This window comes from Kitasatospora sp. NPDC043949 (assembly GCF_056435365.1).
Map to the genome: position 1 here is coordinate 13,866 of NZ_JBWKEQ010000026.1, position 17,781 is coordinate 31,646.

At 74.8% G+C, this 17,781-nt stretch carries 17 protein-coding genes; 5 read left to right on the top strand and 12 right to left on the bottom strand.

Features of this window, described 5'->3' with window-relative positions; translation table 11 throughout:
- The first annotated feature begins 200 nt into the window (after nucleotides 1-200).
- Nucleotides 201-1,472 (top strand): acyltransferase, encoded by a 1,272-nt coding sequence (locus tag AC07AL_RS21735; RefSeq protein ID WP_478317959.1) that lies wholly within the window; start codon nucleotides 201-203, stop codon nucleotides 1,470-1,472.
- 74 nt (nucleotides 1,473-1,546) lie between these two features.
- Here the strand turns inward: AC07AL_RS21735 and AC07AL_RS21740 are convergent, their stop codons facing one another.
- The 12 genes from AC07AL_RS21740 to AC07AL_RS21795 all read right to left on the bottom strand — a co-directional run bounded on the left by AC07AL_RS21740 (nucleotide 1,547) and on the right by AC07AL_RS21795 (nucleotide 13,270).
- Nucleotides 1,547-2,335 carry a DUF3050 domain-containing protein gene (locus AC07AL_RS21740; protein ID WP_363632634.1) on the bottom strand — a complete coding sequence of 263 codons (789 nt, stop codon included), beginning with the start codon at nucleotides 2,333-2,335 and terminating at the stop codon, nucleotides 1,547-1,549.
- A 15-nt stretch (nucleotides 2,336-2,350) separates the two neighbouring features.
- On the bottom strand, nucleotides 2,351-3,319 hold the full coding sequence (locus AC07AL_RS21745; protein WP_363582520.1) for an alpha-ketoacid dehydrogenase subunit beta: 969 nt from the start codon (nucleotides 3,317-3,319) through the stop codon (nucleotides 2,351-2,353).
- Nucleotides 3,316-4,257 (bottom strand): thiamine pyrophosphate-dependent dehydrogenase E1 component subunit alpha, encoded by a 942-nt coding sequence (locus AC07AL_RS21750; RefSeq protein WP_400806150.1) that lies wholly within the window; start codon nucleotides 4,255-4,257, stop codon nucleotides 3,316-3,318. The genes AC07AL_RS21745 and AC07AL_RS21750 overlap by 4 nt, the downstream gene beginning before the upstream one ends.
- Nucleotides 4,258-4,322: 65 nt before the next feature.
- Nucleotides 4,323-5,237, bottom strand: a complete 915-nt coding sequence (locus AC07AL_RS21755; protein ID WP_363582524.1) for a phytanoyl-CoA dioxygenase family protein — start codon at nucleotides 5,235-5,237, stop codon at nucleotides 4,323-4,325.
- A 33-nt stretch (nucleotides 5,238-5,270) separates the two neighbouring features.
- The gene (hppD, locus tag AC07AL_RS21760; protein WP_363582526.1) at nucleotides 5,271-6,257 is read right to left on the bottom strand and encodes a 4-hydroxyphenylpyruvate dioxygenase; all 987 of its coding nucleotides are present in this window, start codon (nucleotides 6,255-6,257) and stop codon (nucleotides 5,271-5,273) included.
- A gap of 42 nt (nucleotides 6,258-6,299) precedes the next feature.
- Nucleotides 6,300-7,556, bottom strand: a complete 1,257-nt coding sequence (locus tag AC07AL_RS21765; protein WP_363617211.1) for a beta-ketoacyl-[acyl-carrier-protein] synthase family protein — start codon at nucleotides 7,554-7,556, stop codon at nucleotides 6,300-6,302.
- Nucleotides 7,553-9,175, bottom strand: coding sequence for a class I adenylate-forming enzyme family protein (locus AC07AL_RS21770; protein ID WP_363582530.1), 1,623 nt, complete (start codon nucleotides 9,173-9,175; stop codon nucleotides 7,553-7,555). Before AC07AL_RS21770 ends, AC07AL_RS21765 begins: the two co-directional genes overlap by 4 nt.
- Before the next feature lie 271 nt (nucleotides 9,176-9,446).
- Nucleotides 9,447-10,049 carry a beta-ketoacyl synthase chain length factor gene (locus tag AC07AL_RS21775; protein WP_478317960.1) on the bottom strand — a complete coding sequence of 201 codons (603 nt, stop codon included), beginning with the start codon at nucleotides 10,047-10,049 and terminating at the stop codon, nucleotides 9,447-9,449.
- 61 nt (nucleotides 10,050-10,110) lie between these two features.
- The gene (locus AC07AL_RS21780) at nucleotides 10,111-11,259 is read right to left on the bottom strand and encodes a beta-ketoacyl synthase N-terminal-like domain-containing protein (protein ID WP_478317961.1); all 1,149 of its coding nucleotides are present in this window, start codon (nucleotides 11,257-11,259) and stop codon (nucleotides 10,111-10,113) included.
- Nucleotides 11,256-11,510, bottom strand: coding sequence for an acyl carrier protein (locus tag AC07AL_RS21785; RefSeq protein WP_350885552.1), 255 nt, complete (start codon nucleotides 11,508-11,510; stop codon nucleotides 11,256-11,258). Before AC07AL_RS21785 ends, AC07AL_RS21780 begins: the two co-directional genes overlap by 4 nt.
- Nucleotides 11,507-11,800 carry an acyl carrier protein gene (locus AC07AL_RS21790; protein ID WP_363582536.1) on the bottom strand — a complete coding sequence of 98 codons (294 nt, stop codon included), beginning with the start codon at nucleotides 11,798-11,800 and terminating at the stop codon, nucleotides 11,507-11,509. The genes AC07AL_RS21785 and AC07AL_RS21790 overlap by 4 nt, the downstream gene beginning before the upstream one ends.
- A 33-nt stretch (nucleotides 11,801-11,833) precedes the next feature.
- A complete protein-coding gene (locus tag AC07AL_RS21795; protein ID WP_478317962.1) occupies nucleotides 11,834-13,270 on the bottom strand; it encodes a class I adenylate-forming enzyme family protein in 1,437 nt (478 codons plus the stop codon).
- 174 nt (nucleotides 13,271-13,444) lie between these two features.
- Here AC07AL_RS21795 and AC07AL_RS21800 point away from each other — a divergent pair, with 174 nt between their 5' ends.
- The 4 genes from AC07AL_RS21800 (at nucleotide 13,445) to AC07AL_RS21815 (ending at nucleotide 17,740) form a co-directional block, all read left to right on the top strand.
- Complete coding sequence (locus AC07AL_RS21800) at nucleotides 13,445-14,545, top strand: alpha-hydroxy acid oxidase (RefSeq protein ID WP_400805801.1); 1,101 nt, start codon at nucleotides 13,445-13,447, stop codon at nucleotides 14,543-14,545.
- Nucleotides 14,546-14,594: 49 nt separating this feature from the next.
- On the top strand, nucleotides 14,595-15,389 hold the full coding sequence (locus tag AC07AL_RS21805; protein WP_363617197.1) for a class I SAM-dependent methyltransferase: 795 nt from the start codon (nucleotides 14,595-14,597) through the stop codon (nucleotides 15,387-15,389).
- A 105-nt stretch (nucleotides 15,390-15,494) separates the two neighbouring features.
- Nucleotides 15,495-16,430: an alpha/beta hydrolase gene (locus tag AC07AL_RS21810; protein ID WP_400984978.1), complete on the top strand. Its 936-nt coding sequence runs from the start codon at nucleotides 15,495-15,497 to the stop codon at nucleotides 16,428-16,430.
- Nucleotides 16,427-17,740 carry an aminotransferase-like domain-containing protein gene (locus AC07AL_RS21815; protein ID WP_478317963.1) on the top strand — a complete coding sequence of 438 codons (1,314 nt, stop codon included), beginning with the start codon at nucleotides 16,427-16,429 and terminating at the stop codon, nucleotides 17,738-17,740. The genes AC07AL_RS21810 and AC07AL_RS21815 overlap by 4 nt, the downstream gene beginning before the upstream one ends.
- The last annotated feature ends 41 nt before the right edge of the window (nucleotides 17,741-17,781 follow it).

Genomic DNA, 17,781 nt, shown 5'->3' on the forward strand with positions numbered 1-17,781 from the left:
CGCCGCAGCAGTCCAGCGGCCTTTCCGGATCCCGGGATTGGACTGGACCACTGTGACGGCGCGGCACTATCGTTCGGCGTGCCCGCACGCCACCCGCCGAACAATCGGGGACGGAACGCATGAGTAGTTGGCCGGTGTTGCGAAGATCCCGGACTGTCAGGGCCGGCCGTGCCCCCGGAACGGTGCTGCACTGCGGCCTGATGGACACCATGCTGGCGGACCTCGCCGTCTCGGTCGTGCTCTACTTCGACCAGGCGCTGGACGAGGACCGGCTGGCCGCCGGACTGGCCCGCGCGCTCGACCGGGTGCCGGTGTTCGCCGGGCGGCTGCGCACCGGCGGGGGAGGCGCCCTCGAAGCGGTCTGCGACGACTCCGGCGTCCCGCTGGACGTCTACACCGTGGACGGCACGCTCGCCGAGGCGATGGGCCGGGTGACGGCCGCCGGCTCCGAACTGGTCGATCCGGTGGACGCCCCGGCCGCGCGCGGCGGCGGCGTACCGCTGCTCACCGTCCGGGTCACCCGCACCGGAGACGGCGGGACGGTGCTGGGCTGCTCCTGGCACCACGCGATCGGCGATCTGCACAGCTTCATGCTGCTGCTGCGGATCTGGTCGGCGGCGGTCGAGGACGAGGAGCTGCCGGAGGCCGAACTGGTCGAGGATCAGGACGAGTTGCTGGACCGGGTGCTCCCCGCCGAGGACTGCGGACGGCCCGGCTTCCGGGTGCCCTCGACGGCGCAGGCGCAGCTGCTGGCCCGCGAGGTGGCGGTCGGTCCGCGGGCCAACCGGACCGTCCAGATCTACTTCGGTGACGCCGAAGTCGAGCGGATGCGCGCGGAGTTCAGTGCGACGGTCGGCCGACGGCTCTCCTCCGGTGACGTGCTCTGCGCCCATGTCGTCAGCACCATAAGGGAGTTGGACGGCGACGAGGCGGAGCGCTGGCTGACCGTACCGGTCAACGCCCGGCGCTGGCTCGGACTTTCACCCGCCCTGGTGGGCAACCTGCTGGGCGACGTCCACGTGTCGCACCGGCCCGAGGACGGCCCGGCGGCGCTCGCGGGCGCGCTGCGGGCGGCGGTCGAGGAGTTCCCGGCCGCCCACCTCAACCTGCGTTCCAATCTCGGCTTCCTGGCCTCGCTCGGCCGCTCCCGGTTGCGGGACTGCGTGCCGCTGGGCTTCGACCCGCAGGAGCGCCGGTTCAGCTTCTCGAACTGGAGCCGGTTCGGGGCCTATCGGGTGAGCTTCCAGGGGCACCGGCCGGTGTTCTTCAGTCCGGCCGCCAACTATCCGCTTCCCTGGGTGAGTTGGACGGTCGAGGGGTTCGGCGGCACCGGATGCCTGACCACCGTGGTGCTGCCGGCCCGGCTCGCCGCCCGGGTGCGGGGGGCGGAGGGCCGGGCCGCGCTGCACCGCTTCCGGACGGCGGCGGACGAACTGCCCGCGTCGGCCGCCGCCGTCCCGAAGGTGATCTGAGCCGTACCGCACGTGGCGTGAGTCGTACCGCGACGCGCGGGGTGAGCCGCGGGGTGAGCCGCGCCTGGGCCGCGCTACGCGAAGGCGGCCTCGATCGCCGTCCACAGCTGTACCCGGGCGCGCAGCGCGGTGCGGACGGTCTCGGCGCACTCGTCCCACTTGGCCTGGTCGTCGCCGCACAGGTCGATCAGCATCTGCATCGCCATCGGGGTGTGCTGCTCGCCGTCGACCTCGATGTGCCGGGCCAGGTAGTCCTTGAAGACGGTGAGCACGCCGTCCGGGTCGTCGATGCCGACCACCTGCGCGAACATGTCCGGGATCAGGTCCTCGCGGCCGAAGGCGAAGGCGGCGGCCCGGCAGTGCACCGGCGCGTTCTCGATGATCGACCAGGTGGTGCCGGTGAAGTCGACGGCGGCCTGCGGCACCGCGGCGGCCTTCAGCGCCTGCGGGACGGCGGTGCCGGTGCCCAGCAGCCCCAGGAACTCCTCCACCGGGCCCGGGTCGGCGCCGGCCTGCCGCATGCCCTCGACGTACAGCTCGAAGTGGCTGGTGTAGCCCTCCCCGAGTTCGTCGCTCTCCTCGACCAGCACGATCTCGTTGATCAGCCGGCGGCTGGCGGTCGGCCCGCTCGGGACCCACGGGACCTCGACGCTGGTGAGGTCGCGTTGCAGGCTCTTCAGCAGCGACATGAAGTCCCAGACCGCGAAGACGTGGCTGTCCAGGAAGGTGCGGACGCGCCCGATGCTGGTCAGCCCGCCGTAGACGCTGTGGCCGACCACCTCGCGGCGCAGCGGGTCGATGGCCTGCTGGAGGCTGGTCAGGCCGGGGTGCGAACGGTCCCAGTGGTAGCGGTTGGTGGACAAGGCGGCTCCTTCTGCTCAGGGGTGCTTGAGGACGGCGTGCAGGGCATGGCGCAGTTGCTCGCGGCCGGGCTGGAGGGCGCGGTCGAGGGCGGGGGCGAACGGCAGGACGGCGCCGTCGGGGCGGGTGACCCGGCGGGGCGGGGCGATCAGGCGCATCTCCTCGGAGGCGGTGGCCAGCACCTCCGCGGCGAAGCCGCAGCTGCGGTTGGAGTCGTCGAAGACGACCAGCCGGCCGGTGCGTTCCAGCGAGGCTGCGAGCGCGGCCCAATCTAGGGGGTACAGCGTGCGGGGGTCGAGGACTTCGACCGAGATGTCCTCGGCGACCTCGTCCGCCACGGCGAGCGCGTCGTGCACCAGGTGTCCGACGGCGACCACGGTGACGTCGGTGCCGGGGCGGTGGATCCGGGCCCGGCCGAGCGGGATCGGCGCGAGGTCCCAGGTGACGGTCTCGCGCACCGGGAGGGCGGCGGCGGGCGCGAACACCACGACCGGGTCCGGGTCGCGGATCGCCGAGCGCAGCAGCCCGTAGGCGTCGGTCGGGGTGGCGGGCACCACGGTCTTCACCCCGGCGTGCGCGAACAGGCTGTACGGGTGGTCGGAGTGCTGCCCGGCCCAGCCGTCCCGGGAGCCCGATCCGGGCACCAGGCAGGTCAGCGGGACGCTCGCCTGCCCGCCGGTCATCAGCGAGAACTTGTGTGCCTGGTTGACGAGTTGCTCGAAGACCAGGAACAGCAGCGAGGGGATCTGGAACTCCAGCACCGGGCGCCGCCCGGTGAGCGCCGCGCCGATCGCCATGGCGGTGAAGGCCTGCTCGGACAGCGGGGTGTCGACGATCCGCTCGGGCCCGAAGCGGTCCAGCAGGCCGAGCGTCGGGCCGGCCATCCCGGCGCCGATGTCCTCGCCGAAGACGCAGACCGCCGGGTCGTCGGCGAGTTCGTCGGCGATCGCCCGGTTGAGGGCCTTGGTGTACGAGAGCCTGGTCATGCCACCGCCCCGGCCCGGGGCCGCAGGCCGTCGGCGTACAGGTGGTCCAACGCGCCGGCCGGGTCGGGGTGTTCGGAGGCGAGGGCGAACTCCTCGGCGGCGGCGAGCTGGCGGGCCACCGCGTCGTCGAGTTCGGCGACGGCGGGCTGCTCCAGCTGGGCGGCGGCCCGGGGGAGCGGGTCGCGGGCGCGCCAGGCCTCGACCTCCTCGGGGGTGCGGTAGTGCAGCTTCATCCGGCGTTCCATGGTGTGGTGGCCCTCGTAGCGGTAGGTGCGGCATTCCAGGAAGCCGGGGCCGCCGCCGGACCGGGCCCGCTCCACCGCGCGCAGGGCGGCGGCGCGGACGGCCTCGGTGTCCATGCCGTCCACCTCCTCGGCGGGGATGCCGAAGGCGGCGGCCCGCCCGGTCGCGCTGCCCGCGACCGCGGTGGCGGCGGGCAGGGTGGTGGCGTAGCCGTTGTTCTCGCAGACGAACACCACCGGCAGGCGCCACATCGCGGCGAGGTTGAACGACTCCAGCAGCACGCCCTGGTTGAGCGCGCCGTCGCCGAAGAAGGCCACGGCCACCCGGCCGTCCCCGGCCTGGCGGGCGGTCCAGGCGGCGCCGACCGCGATCGGGGCGCCGGCGCCGACGATGCCGTTGGCGCCGAGGATGCCGAGCGAGAGGTCGGCGGCGTGCATCGAGCCGCCCCGGCCGCCGTTCAACCCGTCGACGCGGCCCGCGAGTTCGGCGAGCAGCCGGTGCGGTGCGGCGCCCCGGGCGAGCACGTGGCCGTGGCCGCGGTGGGTGCTGGTGAGCCGGTCGGCGGGGCCGAGCGCCGAGCAGACGCCGACCGCGACGGCCTCCTGCCCGATGTACGGGTGGATGCCGCCGGGGATCGCGCCGGCCTTCACCAGGCCGAGCGCCAGCTCCTCGAAGCCGCGGATCAGCCGCAGCATCCGGTAGCGCTCGGCCGGCGTGTCCAGCGGCGCGCTGCCGGGGGGCAGGGTCGCCGGGGGAGCCGTCACCGGGCCCCCCGCCAGATGGTCGGGCAGAACTGCGGGTCGGCGTAGTCGGGCCGGCCGTCGGCGGTGCGGCGCACCAGCACGTCGTGGTTGTACACCACCGGGCCGCCGTCCGCCCGGGTGTGGCGGCGGTACTCGTTGGCGCCGTCCTGGAGGTGCAGCGAGACGGCCCGGCGGGGGAAGGAGGCCAGGTTGGGGCCGCTGCCGTGGTAGGTGCGGCAGTGGTGGAAGGACATGTGGCCGCGCGGGATGTGCATCGGGACGGTGCGCACCTGCTGCCCGTTGTGGGCGGCGTTGGCGGCCAGGATGTCGTCGAGTTGGGTGCGGTCGCGGTCGGCGAAGTGGCGGGTGGAGTCCTCGCCGGAGTCCAGCTCCCGCCAGCGGTGGCTGCCGTCCACCATGGTGATGGTGCCGTTCTCCTCGCGGCAGTCGTGGAACGGGATGAACGCGGTGAGCATCTCCTCCGAGGTGGAGGTCTGCCAGTAGTGCTTGTCGAAGTGCCAGGGCACCTGGTTGCTCGGCTCCCCGGGCACCGGCGGCTTGTAGATCAGGGTCGCCTGGAACACCCGGATCTCCTCGGCGCCGGCCAGCAGGGCGGCCACCGCGCCGATCAGCGGCTTGCGCAGGATCGCGCCGATGGCGTCGCTCTCGTAGTGCACGTAGTCGTTGTGCCGCTGGATCGGGCCCTGCGAGGGATCCCAGGCGGCCAGGCGCGGTGGGCGGGCGGGCAGTTCGCGGTCGCGGTGGCCGCCGTAGTAGAGCTCGGTGGCGGCCTGGAGGGTGTCCAGTTCCTCGTCGCTGAACAGCTTCCGGGACAGGTACCAGCCGTGCTCGCGGTAGTGGGCCACCTCCTCGGGCGTGGGCAGCAGGGCGTGTTCGGCCTCGCTGAGGCGGAACTCGACGGCGGTGGTCATGGGGTGTGCCCCTTCTTGAGGTGTGGGCGGCGGTCAGACGGCGGCGTCGGAGCTCTGCCGCTCGACGGCCTCGTACAGGGCCTTGATGTTCGCGGTGCCGAAGGTGCCGGCGCCCTGGCGCTCGATCAGCTCCAGGAAGTACGTCCGCCGGGGGTGGGTGGAGCGGACGAAGATCTGGAACAGCTGGCCGCCGTGGTCCTGGTCGACGAGCACGTGCAGGTCGCGCAGGGTCTCCACCGGGATCGCCGTCTCGCCGAACCGCTCGGCCAGGGCGTCGAAGTAGGTGCCCGGGGTGCTCAGGAACTCCACGCCGTTGGCCCGGGCGGTGCGGACGGCGGTGGCGATGTCGCCGGTGCGGAAGGCCAGGTGCTGCACTCCGGCGCCGTCGTGGGAGGCCAGGAACTCGTCGATCTGGCCGGGCCGTCGGGTGGTGTCCGGCTCGATCAGGGTGAAGGTGACCTCGCCGGAGGCGCTCTGCACCACGCTGGAGTCCATGGCCTGTCGGCCGACTTCGATGTACTCGCCGAAGATCCGGTGGAAGCCGAGCGCGGCCTCGCAGAACCGTACGGCGTCGGCGAGTTCGCCGGCCGGGACGCAGATCGCGACGTGGTCCAGGGCGTCCAGCAGGCCCGGCTCGTCGGCGGGTTCGGCCGGGCGCGGCGGTACGAACCTCAGCGCGGTGTCGCCGAAGCCGGCGATCAGTCGGCCGGCCCGGTCCAGCACGCGGGCGCCGTGCCGCTCGGCGCGCTCCAGCGCGGCCTGCGGGTCGGTGCAGGCGAGGGCGAGGGCGGCGACGCCGTCCCCGTGCCGGGCGACGAAGCCGGCCACCGGGTGGTCGGGGTCGGCGGCGGAGGCCAGGTGCATCCGGATCGAGCCCTGGCGCAGCCGGATGGTGCGGGCGCCGTCCGGTGCGGTCTCCGGGGCGTCGGCGGCGAAGCCGAAGTCGGCGCAGAGCCCGGCCGCGGTCTTGTCGGCGTCCGCGCAGTGGAACTCGACGTGGGTGATGGACTGGATGGACAACGGGATCTCCCCCGGAGGGATGGAAGGGCGTGGATCGGCGCGCTACTTGGCGGCCCGGGTGGACGCCGGGCCGAGGATCAGGCTGAGGTTGTGGCCGCCGAAGGCGAAGGCGTTGCTCAGCGCGGCGCGCACCGGTGCGGACCGGGCCCCGCCCCGGACGTGGTCCAGGTCGCAGGCCGGGTCGGGGTCGGTCAGGTTGAGTGTCGGCGGCAGCGTCCCCCTCGCCACCGCCAGGGCGGTCACCGCCGCCTCCAACGCGCCCGCGGCGCCGAGGAGATGGCCGGTGGCACCCTTGGTGGAGCTGACCGCGGGCGGGTGCGCGCCGAAGACGGCGCGCAGGGCGGCGGTCTCGGCCACGTCACCGAGCTTGGTGCCGGTGCCGTGGGCGTTCACGTAGTCGATGTCGCCCGGTGCCAGGCCGGCGTTGGCGAGCGCGGAGCGCATCGCGTCGGCGGCGCCGGAGCCGTCGGGGCGGGGCATGGTCGGGTGGTGGGCGTCGGTCGAGGCGCCCCAGCCGATGACGTCCGCGTACCCGGCGGCGCCGCGGGCGTCGGCGTGGTCGGCGCGTTCCAGGACGAGGACGGCGCTGCCCTCGCCGAGCACGAAGCCGTTGCGGCGGGTGTCGAAGGGTCGGCTCGCCTGCTCCGGATCCTCCCAACCCTGGGCGAGCGCACGGGCGTTGGTGAAGGCGGCGGCGATGGTCGGGTGCAGCGAGGACTCGGTGCCGCCGCACACCACCACGTCCGCGTCGCCGGAGCGGATCAGCCGCAGCCCCTCGGCGACGGCCTGGGCACCGGCCGCGCAGGCCGTCACCACGGCCGAACTGTAGCCGCGGATGCCGTGTTTGATGGCGATCCGGGCGGTGGCCATGTTGGAGAGCATGCCCGGCAGCAGGTACGGGCTGACGCCGGGGCGGCCGCGTTCCAGCCGGCGGTGCGACTGCTGCTCGAAGGTCTCCAGTCCGCCGCCGCCGGTGGCCAGCACCACGGCGGTGCGGTGCGGGTCGGCGTCCCGGCCGACGACCAGGCCGGCGTCGGCGAGCGCGTCGTCGGCGGCGGCCAGGGCGAGCAGCACGAAGCGGTCCACGCAGCGGGTCTCGGTGGGCGGCAGCACCTCGCGGCCGTCCACGGCGGGGGCGATCCCGGCGGCGGGCAGCCAGCCGTGCGCGGCGTGGCCCTCGGGGACGGCGGTCAGTCCGGAGCGCCCGGCGTTGAGCGCGTCGAACACCTCGGCGGGCTTGCGGCCGAGCGGCGAGACCAGGCCGAGGCCGGTGACGACGGCGCCCTCGCGGCGGGTCATCGGGCACCGGCCGCGGCGTCGAGGTAGCGCTGGCGCAGCAGTACCTTGCGGACCTTGCCGGTGGGGCCGAGCGGGATGTCGTCCCCGGAGACGACCAGCACCTGGCGTACGGTCGCGGCGGCGGCCTCGTCCAGGGCGGCGATGACGTCCTTGGTCCGGTCGGCGGTCGGGTCGGCGTCGGCGGTGAGGATCAGCAGCACGTCGGTGACCACGCGCTCGCCGTCCCGCACGGCGACCACCGTGCAGTCCGCCACGTCCGGGCGGGCGGCCAGCACCCGCTCCTCCGACATGGCGGTGAACAGCCGCTTGCCGTCGCCGAGTTCGACCGAGTCGACGGCCCGGTCGACGTGGTAGTAGTAGCCCTCCCCGTCCCGGTACATCAGGTCGCCGGTGAGGAAGCGGCCGCGGATCCGGGTGCGGAAGGTGGTGGCCGAGTCGTTCCAGTAGCCGAGTGCCAGGGTCGGTGAGGAGGTGGCGAGTTCGCCGACCTCGCCGGGGCCGAGCGGCTCGCCGTCCGGGCCGACCACCTCGCAGTCGACGAAGGCGTGCGGGCGCCCGACGCAGCGCCCGTAGCGCTCGGTGCCGGGGCCGTGGGTGATGAAGAAGTGCGAGTGGCCCATCTCGGTGGAGCCCAGGCCGTCGACGAACAGCGAGCCCGGCGTCCGGGTGCGGCCCGCGCGGGTGACGGACTCCCGGCTGCCGGTGGCGATCAGGCGGCGGATGTGCACCTCGTGCGCGCAGTCGCCGGTGTTCCACCACAGGGCGACGGTGGCGAGATCCCGGGCGGCGAGGTCGTGGTGGGCGAGTTCGGCCCAGGTGGCGGCGAAGCCGATCACCCCGGTGGGCCGCCACTGCTCGATCGCGTCCAGCACCCCGGCGCCGGACTGCCTTGACAGCACGGCGAGTTCGGTGTGCGAGCTGAGCGCCAGGTTGAGCGCGATCAGGGTGGCGGCGTGCGGCGCGGGCAGTGCGCTGAGCATCCGGTCCTGGCCCTGCGGGCGGGGCAGCCGCAGCCGGTGGCGGATCGCCGCGTACAGGCTCGCGTGCGAGTGGACGACGGCCTTGGGCATTCCGGTGGTGCCGGAGGAGTGGGTGATCGCCACCGGGTCGCCGGACCAGTGCCGGTACGGCTCGGGGGCGGCGTCCGGGTCGCCCGCGCCGAGGGTGGAGATCTCGGGCAGCAGCGGCGCGCCGGGGTCGTGGCCGGCCAGCGCGGCCAGGTGGGCCGGGTCGGCGAGGACGCCGACGGCGCCGAGGCGGGCGATGTAGCGGGCGGCCCGCTCGCCGTCCACGTTGGGGTTGAGCAGCGCGGGGATGGCGCCGAGCCGGGTCAGGGCGAGGAAGGCGAGCACGTGGTCGGCGGCGTCGCTCGCGAAGACCACCACCGGGTCGCGCCGGGTGATGCCGAGGGCGTGCAGCGCGGCGGCGCGGGCCCGGACGGCGCGGTCGAGTTCGCGCAGGGTGAGCGGTTGCCAGGCGGGGTGGTCGTCCACCGGGGTGTCGAAGGTCAGCAGCGGTTCGTCGAGGCCGAGGCCGAGTGCGAGCCGGGCGGTCAGGACGTTGCCGGCGCCCACGTCGGGGTCGTCCGCGATCAGGCTGCGGACACTGCGGATGGTCACGGGGTGGATCCCTCCCTCGGGGCCGGAGACGGCCCGGGCGGCTGATCGGTTGGCGTGGGTCGGGCGGCCGCGCGGGCGGCGAAGGGTGTCGGCGGGTGTCGGTGGGCTGTCGGCGGGTGCGACGGGGCCTGGGTGGGTGACGGGGCCTGGGTGCTGGTCTGCCGGGTGCGGCTGCTTCAGTCGTCGGGCCTCGTTCGTGGGTACGGCCGGCGGTGGCCGGACGGTTCAGTCGGTGGTGACTGAGGCGGTGACTCGGTCGGTGACCGGGACGTCAGCCGGTGACCAGGACGGCCACCGCGTGTCCGGCGGCCTCGCCCGGTCCGTCGTCGCCCGGTTCGGCGGCGATGACCAGCACCTGGTCGGCGTCGCCGTCCGCGAGGAGCAGCGCCGCGAGGTCGAGCGCGTCCGAGGGCACCTGCCCGGGGACGGCGCGGGCCGGGCTGATCGCCACGACGGGGCCGGTCAGACCCCAGCGGGCGGCGATGTGCCCGAGGACGGCGTTGGGGTTGGACTGGAAGAACAACAGGGGTGCGGGGCGCCGTCCGGGTTCGGCGCTCCGGTCGATGGCCCGCGCGGTGGCGCGGTCGCCGTCGGCGCTGGCCAGCAGCAGTGCGGTCCGCCCGGGGGCGGGCGGGGCGCCGTGGTGGGCGCGCAGGCAGCGGTCGGCGGTGTCGGCGACCAGCGGGTTGAAGCCGGAGGCGGCGAAGCCGGGCAGCGGTGGCGGCGGGCCGGCCAGGTCGGGGTCGGCCGAGCCGGGGTCGGGTCGGCGGGCCTCGGCGAGGACCCGCAGCCGGGCGGCGGCCGGCGCGGGTGCGGCGCCGAAGCTCGTGGCGTCGGGCGCTGTGGCGTCGGAGTCTGTGGCGTCGGTGGTCATGGTGTGGGTGCCGGGGTACGGGGTCGGCGCCGTCGAACGGCGGGCGGGGGCCGGTGGCCGGTCATGCGGGGGCCACCAGCAGGGCGGTGTTGGCGCCGCCGAAGGCGGAGTTGAGGCTGAGTGCGTAGCGGGGGCGGGCGGCGCGGGGGCCGTCCAGGACGAGGTCCAGGCCGACGTCCGGGTCCGGGCCGAGCCAGCCGGCATTGACCGGGAGCAGGCCGGTGCCCAACGCGCCGATGGTGACGGCGAGTTCGAGCAGGGCGGAGGTTTCCAGGGCGTGCCCGTGGACGGATTTGCTGGAGCTGACCGGGAGTTCGGCGGTGTGCGCGCCGAAGACCCGGCGCAGCGCGCTCGCCTCGGCCTGGTCGGCGAGGGTGGAGCCGGTGCCGTTGGCGTTGACGTAGCCGACCTCGGCCGGGGCGACGCCGGCGCGGGTGAGCGCGGCCTCGACGGCCCGGGCGACTCCGGCGCCGTCCGGTTCGGGGCGGCACACGTGGTGGGCGTCCCCGGCGCGGCCCCAGCCGGCCAGCCGGGCGAGGGCGGTGGCGCCGCGCCGTTCGGCGGCCGGGGCGGCCTCGACCAGCACGGCGGCGGCCGCGTCGCCGAGCAGGGTGCCCGTGCGGCCGGTGCTGAACGGGCGCAGCTCGCCGTCCCGGGCCAGCGCACGGCCAGCGTCGAAGACGGCGAACACGCCCGGCTCGACCAGGTGCCCGGCCGCGACCAGGACCCGTTCGTGCCGCCCGGTGGCGACCAGCGCCGCGGCGTCCGCGACGGCGGTCGCGGCTGCCACGCAGGCACCGGTGTACACCCGGGTGACGCCCGCGGTGCCCCAGGCGGCGCGGACACCGGCGGCCACCGCGTCGGCGGTGCCCCTGGTCCGTTCGTCGCTGTGCAGGGCGAGCAGGACGGGCGTGTCCGCGCCGTCGGCGGCGGTCAGTGCGGCCTGGCGGCAGGCCTGGCCGACGGCGTCGAGCACCGCGCGGGCCAGCGGGAAGGTGTGCGCGAGCGGCACGTCGTCGGGCAGCAGGGCGGCCCGGGTGGTGCGGCGGGCGCTCACGTCGAAGCGGGTGACGGGGCCGAAGGCGGTCTTGCCGTGGGCGGCGGCCTCGGTCAGCGGGCCGAGTCCGCGCCCGGCGGCGCTGAGCACGCCGAGCCCGGTGACCACCGGCCGGCCGCGCGGCCGGTGTGCGGAGGGCGCGCCGGTGGTCATGGCCGGGCGCCCACACGTTCGGCCAGGACGGCCGAACGCAGCAGTTCGGTGGCGTCGTCGACCGTCCGGACGGCGCCGAAGCGGTCGTCGTCGAGGTCCACCTGGATGCCGTAGCGCTGCTCGAACTCGGCTATGAGCCAGGTGAGTTCGAGCGATCCGAGGTCGTCGGGCACGGTGTCGGCGGCGCGCTGCCCGAACGCCGCCAGCATCGCGCGGACCTCGGCCCGGTCGGGGAGGGCGGAGCCGCTCACGCCGGGCTGCCGGCGGTGGCGGTGGCAGTGGCGGCGGTGGTGCTGGCGGCGATCCGCTTGACGACGTCGGCGGTGAACTCGTCGAGCGTCATCAGCGCGGTGGTCTCCATCTCGTCGAGGTCGAACTTGATCCCGAACTCGTCCTCGACCTGCACCGACAGCTCGGCCAGCGCGAGCGATTCGAGGTCCAGCCCGGCCGGGCCGAGGTCGGTGTCCCCGGTGACCTCGGAGACGTCGTACTGCATCTCGGTGAGCGAGGCGAGGACGAACTCGCGGACGCGGTCCTGCATGGTGTGGCTCCTTGTCGGGGTGCGTGCGGTGGATCAGAGCGCGGCGGCCGTGGCGGTGCTGCGCAGGGCGGCCGGGTCGCGCAGGAGTTTTCCGGTGGCGGTACGGGGGAGTCGGGGCAGCAGGGCGAGCCGTCGCGGCCGCTTGTAGGCGGCGAGCCGGCGGGCCAGCCCGTCCTGGACGAGGGCGAGGTCGGCGTCGGGTTCGGTGGCGAGGTAGGCCTCGATCGCGCCGTCCTCGAAGACCACGACGGCCTCGCGGACCTCGGGCAGCGCGGTGAGCGTCTGCTCGACCTCGGTGAGGTCGACCTTGAGGCCGCCGATCGAGACCTGCGAGTCCAGGCGGCCGAGGACGGTGACCAGGCCGGTGGCCGGGTCGAGTTCGGCCGCGTCGCGGGTGTGCAGCCAGCCGTCCGACCAGCGGGTCGGGTCGTCCAGCCCCGGGTAGGGCGAGGATTCCGCGCCGATTCGCAGTTCGCCCGCGACCAGCCGCAGCCGCATCCCGTGGACGGGCTGCTTGGCCGGGTGGAGCGTGCCGGACAGGTCGGTGGCGATGACCCCGGTCTCGGTCATCCCGTACATGGTGCCGAGCGGGACGCCGTAGCGGTCGGCGAACAGCGCGGGCAGGCCCGGGCGGACCAGCTCGCCGGCCACGATCATCCGCCGCATCCCCGGCAGCGCCGGGGGAGTGACGGCGCCGGCCAGCAGTTCGGCGTGGAAGGGCACTCCGATGACGGTGGTCGGCCGGTCGCCGGCGGCGACCGCGGCGAGGATGCCCGCCGCCGTCATCCGCTCGGGCACGGTGAGCGAGGCCCGGGCGTGCAGACTGTTGAGCAGTCCGCCGACCAGGCCGAGCACGTGCACCACGGAGGACAGCAGGACGACCCGCTCGCCCTCGCCGGGGAACTCCACCAGCCTGTGGTAGCAGTCGAGTTCGCGGAGCAGGTCGGAGGCCGTGCGGGCGATGACCTTGGCCGGGCCGGTGGACCCGGAGCTGAGCTGGATCAGCGCGTGCCCGGTGCGGGCCGGGCGCCCTTCCGGCAGCCGGACGGCCACCGGCTCGACCTCGGAGAAGCCGCGCAGGGCCGCCGCGGGTCGGTGGGCGGAGCCTACCAGGACCTGCGGGGCCAGCCGCGCCACCGCCGCGTCGACCTCGTGGTCCGTCAATCGGTGGTCGAGCAGCGCCACTTGGGCGCCGAGCCGCCAGCACGCCAGCAGCACCGTGACGAACGCCACCGAGGGCGGCAGCCGTAGCGCGGCCGTGCCGCCGGGGCCGAGTCCGGCCGCGGCGAGGTGCGCGGCCTGTTCGTCGACCAGGGCGCGCAGGGCGTCCCGGTCGAGTGGTACGCCGAGATGCAGGCACTCCTCGCCTCCAGGACCGGCCAGCAACAGCCGGTCGACCCAGGCGTCCGGGGCGTCGGCGTGCGGCGGTGAGGAAGGCGGAAGTGAAGAGGGGGAAATGCCGGTCAACACCGCTCCACACAAGTGAGGGGATTTGACATGGACGCCGTTCACAACCAAAACGGTCAATTCCGTTGCCAGACGATTGCACAGACGTTTGGTCAAATCAAGGTCTATACCAATGTGGTTGTTGCTCCTACGCTGCGGAACCGGGGCTGGTCCACGCGTGGCCGCCCGGAATCGAGGATGCCCGTGGGAGAACTCACGCTGGCCGGGATGGAGCGCGCCGCGCGCGCGCAACTTTCCCCGGAAATATGGGACTTCATCGAAGGCGGCAGCGGCACAGAACGCACCGTGGCGGCGAACCGGGAAATGTTCGCGCGCTATGCACTGCGCCCGCGCACGATGGTCGACGTCTCCGACTGCTCGCCCGCGAGCACGCTGCTCGGCGCGCCGCTCGGCCTGCCGGTCGGCATCGCCCCGATGGCCTACCACCGGCTGGTCGACCCGGAGGGCGAGACCGCCACCGCGCGCGCCGCCGGCCGCGCCGGGGCCCTGCTGGTCGCCGGCATGTTCGCCAGCCGCACGCTGGAGGAGATCGCGGCCGCCGCCACCGGTCCGCTCTGGCTCCAGCTGTACTGGCTGCGCGAGCGCGCCGCGCTCGCCGCCCTGGTCGAACGCGCCGAGGCGGCCGGCTACCGCGCGCTCGTCCTGACCGTGGACGCCCCCAGGATCGGCCGCCGCCTGCGCGACCTGCGCAACGGCTTCGCGATCCCGCCCGCCGTCCGCGCCGTCAACCTGGACCAGGACCTGATGTCCGCCAGCCACCGCGCGACGGACGGCGGCTCGGGCATCGCCGAGCACGCCCGCGAACAGTTCGACCCCACCCTGACCTGGGCCGACCTCGACTGGCTGCGCGCCCGCACCCGGCTGCCGCTGGTCCTCAAGGGCATCCTGACCGCCGAGGACGCCCGGCTCGCCGCCGAACACGGCGCCGACGCCGTCGTGGTCTCCAACCACGGCGGGCGGCAACTCGACGGCGCTCTGCCCTCCCTGGCCGCACTGCCCGAGGTCGTCGACGCCGTACCCGCCGACCTGCCGGTGCTGCTCGACGGCGGGGTGCGTACCGGCGCCGACATCGCCGTCGCGCTCGCCCTCGGCGCCCGCGCCGTCCTGGTCGGCCGTCCGGTGTTCTGGGGCCTCGCCACCGAGGGGGAGGCCGGCGTGCACCGCGTCCTCGACCTGCTGCGCGACGAACTGGAGCACACCATGGCCCTGTTGGGCCGCCCCCGGCTCGCCGACCTGGACCGCACGGCCCTCGCCCCCTGGCCCTGCCCGGCCGGCTGAACCGCGCACCGCCTGCACCACGTTGTCCGTACTGGATGGAGAACAACAGATGACCGAACCGACCCCCGAGACCGAACGCAACGACCCCTTCCCCGGCTGGGACTGGGACGACCCCGACGGCCTCGCCACCCGCCTGGACGCCTTCAGCGAGCAGGTCGCCACCTGCGACACGCTCGAAGCGCACCCCGGCGGGCTGCCCCGCGACCACGCCGGATTCCGCGAACTCGGCCTCACCGGAATCGAGTTCGCCGCCTTCCGGACCGCCCACCCGGAAGGACTCGGCACCGACCTCACCACCCTGCGCAGCCCCGGCGCCGCCACCGAACCCGGCACCCTCTACCGGGTCGACGGCGACCGCTGGTTCACCCAGCTCGACATCGGTCGGCCGCTGCCCTTCGCCGACGCCAGCGTCGACTGGGTCTACGCCGAGCACCTGATCGAGCACGTCACCATGCCGGTCGCGGTCGGCTGGCTGCGCGAGGTGCGCCGCGTCCTGCGCCCCGGCGGCGTGCTGCGCCTCACCACCCCGGACCTCGCCCGCTACCTGGCCGGCTACGCCAACGGGGACGGCTTCCTCGCCAAGCACCGCCGCCGCCTCACCACCCTCGGCTTCGGCCCGCCGATGCCCGCCCGCCCGGCCTTCCTGGTCAACCAGATCTTCCGCCACTACGGGCACCAGTGGATCTACGACCTGGACGAGCTGCGCCACGTCCTCACCCTCGCCGGCTTCGAACCCGAGCGGATCCGCCACTGCGCCTACCGCCAGGGCGCCCGCCCCGACGTCGCCGACCTCGACACCGCGTTCCGCACCGACGAGACCGTCTACGTCGAAGCCGACCGCTAGGCCCTCGTGTCCTCAGGCCCATGGACCCCTGGATCCTGAAGCCCTCAGGCCCTGAGTCCGCCCGCCGACGCCTCCGCACCGGATCTGTACCGAACGGGACCACCCATGCCCCTGCACCCCCAGGCCGAGGCGCTGCGCGCCCGGCGCGCGAGCGGCGGTGCGCCGCCGCTCTACACCCTCACCCTGGCCGAGGCCCGCGCCGCCGACCTCGCCGACATCCGCGCCGCGGCCGGGAGCCCCGAGCCGGTCGCCGCCGTCGAGGAGCACCGCATCCCCGGCCCGGGCGGCGAACTCGCCCTGCGGCTCTACCGCCCCGAGCCGCCCGGCCGTCAACTACCGGCCCTGCTGTACCTGTTCGGTGGCGGGTGGGCCCTCGGCTCGCCGGACACCAGCGACGCGATCTGCCGCCGGCTGACCAACGCGGCCGGCTGCGTCACCGCCTCCGTCGGCTACCGGCTCGCCCCCGAACACCCCTTCCCCGCGGCCGTCCACGACTGCCGCGCCGCGCTGTACTGGCTCGCCGCACACGCCGGCGAGCTCGGCGTCGACCCGGGTCGGCTCGCCGTCGGCGGCGACAGCGCCGGCGGCAACCTCACCGCCGCCCTCACCCTGATCGCCCGCGACGAGAACGGCCCGGCCCTGCGCCACCAACTGCTCGTCTACCCGAACACCGACCACGCCGCCGACACCCCCTCGCTGCGCGAGCACGACGACCCGATGCTCTTCAACCGCCGCTCGGTGGCCTGGTACTGGGGCCACTACCTGGCCGACCCCGCCGACGGCGCCCACCCGCACGCCTCCCCGTTGCGCGCCCCCGGCCTGGCCGGACTGCCGCCCGCGACCGTCATCACCGCCGAGTACGACCCGCTGCGCGACGAGGGCGAGCAGTACGCCGAGGCGCTGCGCGCGGCCGGCGTCCCGGTGGAGCGCCGCCGCTACGCCGGCATGCCGCACGGCTTCTTCGCCATGACCGGCACCCTGGACGCGGCCGCCGACGCCCAGCGCTACGCCGCCGAGCGGCTGCGCGAGGCCCTGCGGTGAGCGCGCCCGAGCCCCTGCCCCTGGCCGACCTGCACGCCAGCCTGGCCGACCCGCTGCTGGACGCGATGACCTTCCTCAACGAGGTCACCACCCGTTACCCCGACGCCGTCTCCTTCGCCCCCGGCCGCCCCTACGAGGGCTTCTTCGAACCCGAGGACGTCCCCGCCTACCTGGACACCTACCTCGCCCACCTGGCGGCCCGCGGCCTCGACCGGGACGCCGTGCGCACCGCGCTGTTCCAGTACGGCCCCACCAAGGGGATCATCGCCGACCTGGTCGCCCGCACCCTCGCCAACGACGAGGGCCTGGCGGTGGCCCCCGAGGCCCTGGTGCTGACGGTCGGCGCCCAGGAGGGCATGCTGCTCACCCTGCGCGCGCTGTGCGCCGGCCCGGACGACGTCCTGCTGGTCAGCTCGCCCTGCTACGTCGGGGTCACCGGCGCCGCCCGGCTGCTCGACCTGACCACCCTCCCCGTCCCCGAGGGCCCGGCCGGCGGCCCCGACCCGGAGGCCGTGCGCGCCGCCGCCCGGGCGGTGCGGGCCAAGGGCCGCCGCCCGCGCGCCCTCTACGTCGTCCCGGACTTCGCCAACCCCTCGGGCACCAGCATGCCCGTCGCGGCCCGCACCCGGCTGCTGGAGACGGCCGCCGAGGAGGGCCTGCTCGTCATCGAGGACAACCCGTACGGCTTCTTCGCCCGCGACCCGGGGGAGCGGCCGACGCTCAAGGCGCTCGACCGCCGCCGCCAGGTGGTCTACCTGGGCTCCTTCGCCAAGACCTGCTTCCCCGGCGCCCGCCTCGGCTACGTCGTGGCCGACCAGGAGGTGGCCGGCCCCGGCGGGCGGCGCACCCTGCTGGCGGACGAACTGGCCAAGCTGAAGAGCATGACGACGGTCAACACGCCCGCGCTCAGCCAGGCCGTCATCGGCGGCATGCTGCTGCGCCACGACTGCCGGCTGCGCGCCGCCAACGCCGCCGCCACGGCCCACTACGCGGCGGGCATGGACACCCTGCTGCGGGAGCTGGACCGGCACTTCCCGGCCTCCGAGCGGCGCCGTTCGGGCGTGTCCTGGAACCGGCCCGAGGGCGGCTTCTTCGCCGTGCTGACCGTCCCGTTCGCCGCCGACGACGCGGCGATGGAGCGCTGTGCCCGCGGGTACGGGGTGCTGTGGACGCCGATGGCGCCGTTCTACCCGGCGGGCGGCGGGGAGCACCGCCTGAGGCTCTCGATTAGTTCGCTGACACAGACTCAGATTATCGACGGTGTGGCAAAGTTGGCAGCGTTCATCGCCTCCCGGGCGATCGCTTCCTGAACGACGCTCGCAACAGCAGGAGGGGCCCGGCTCGTGAGCCG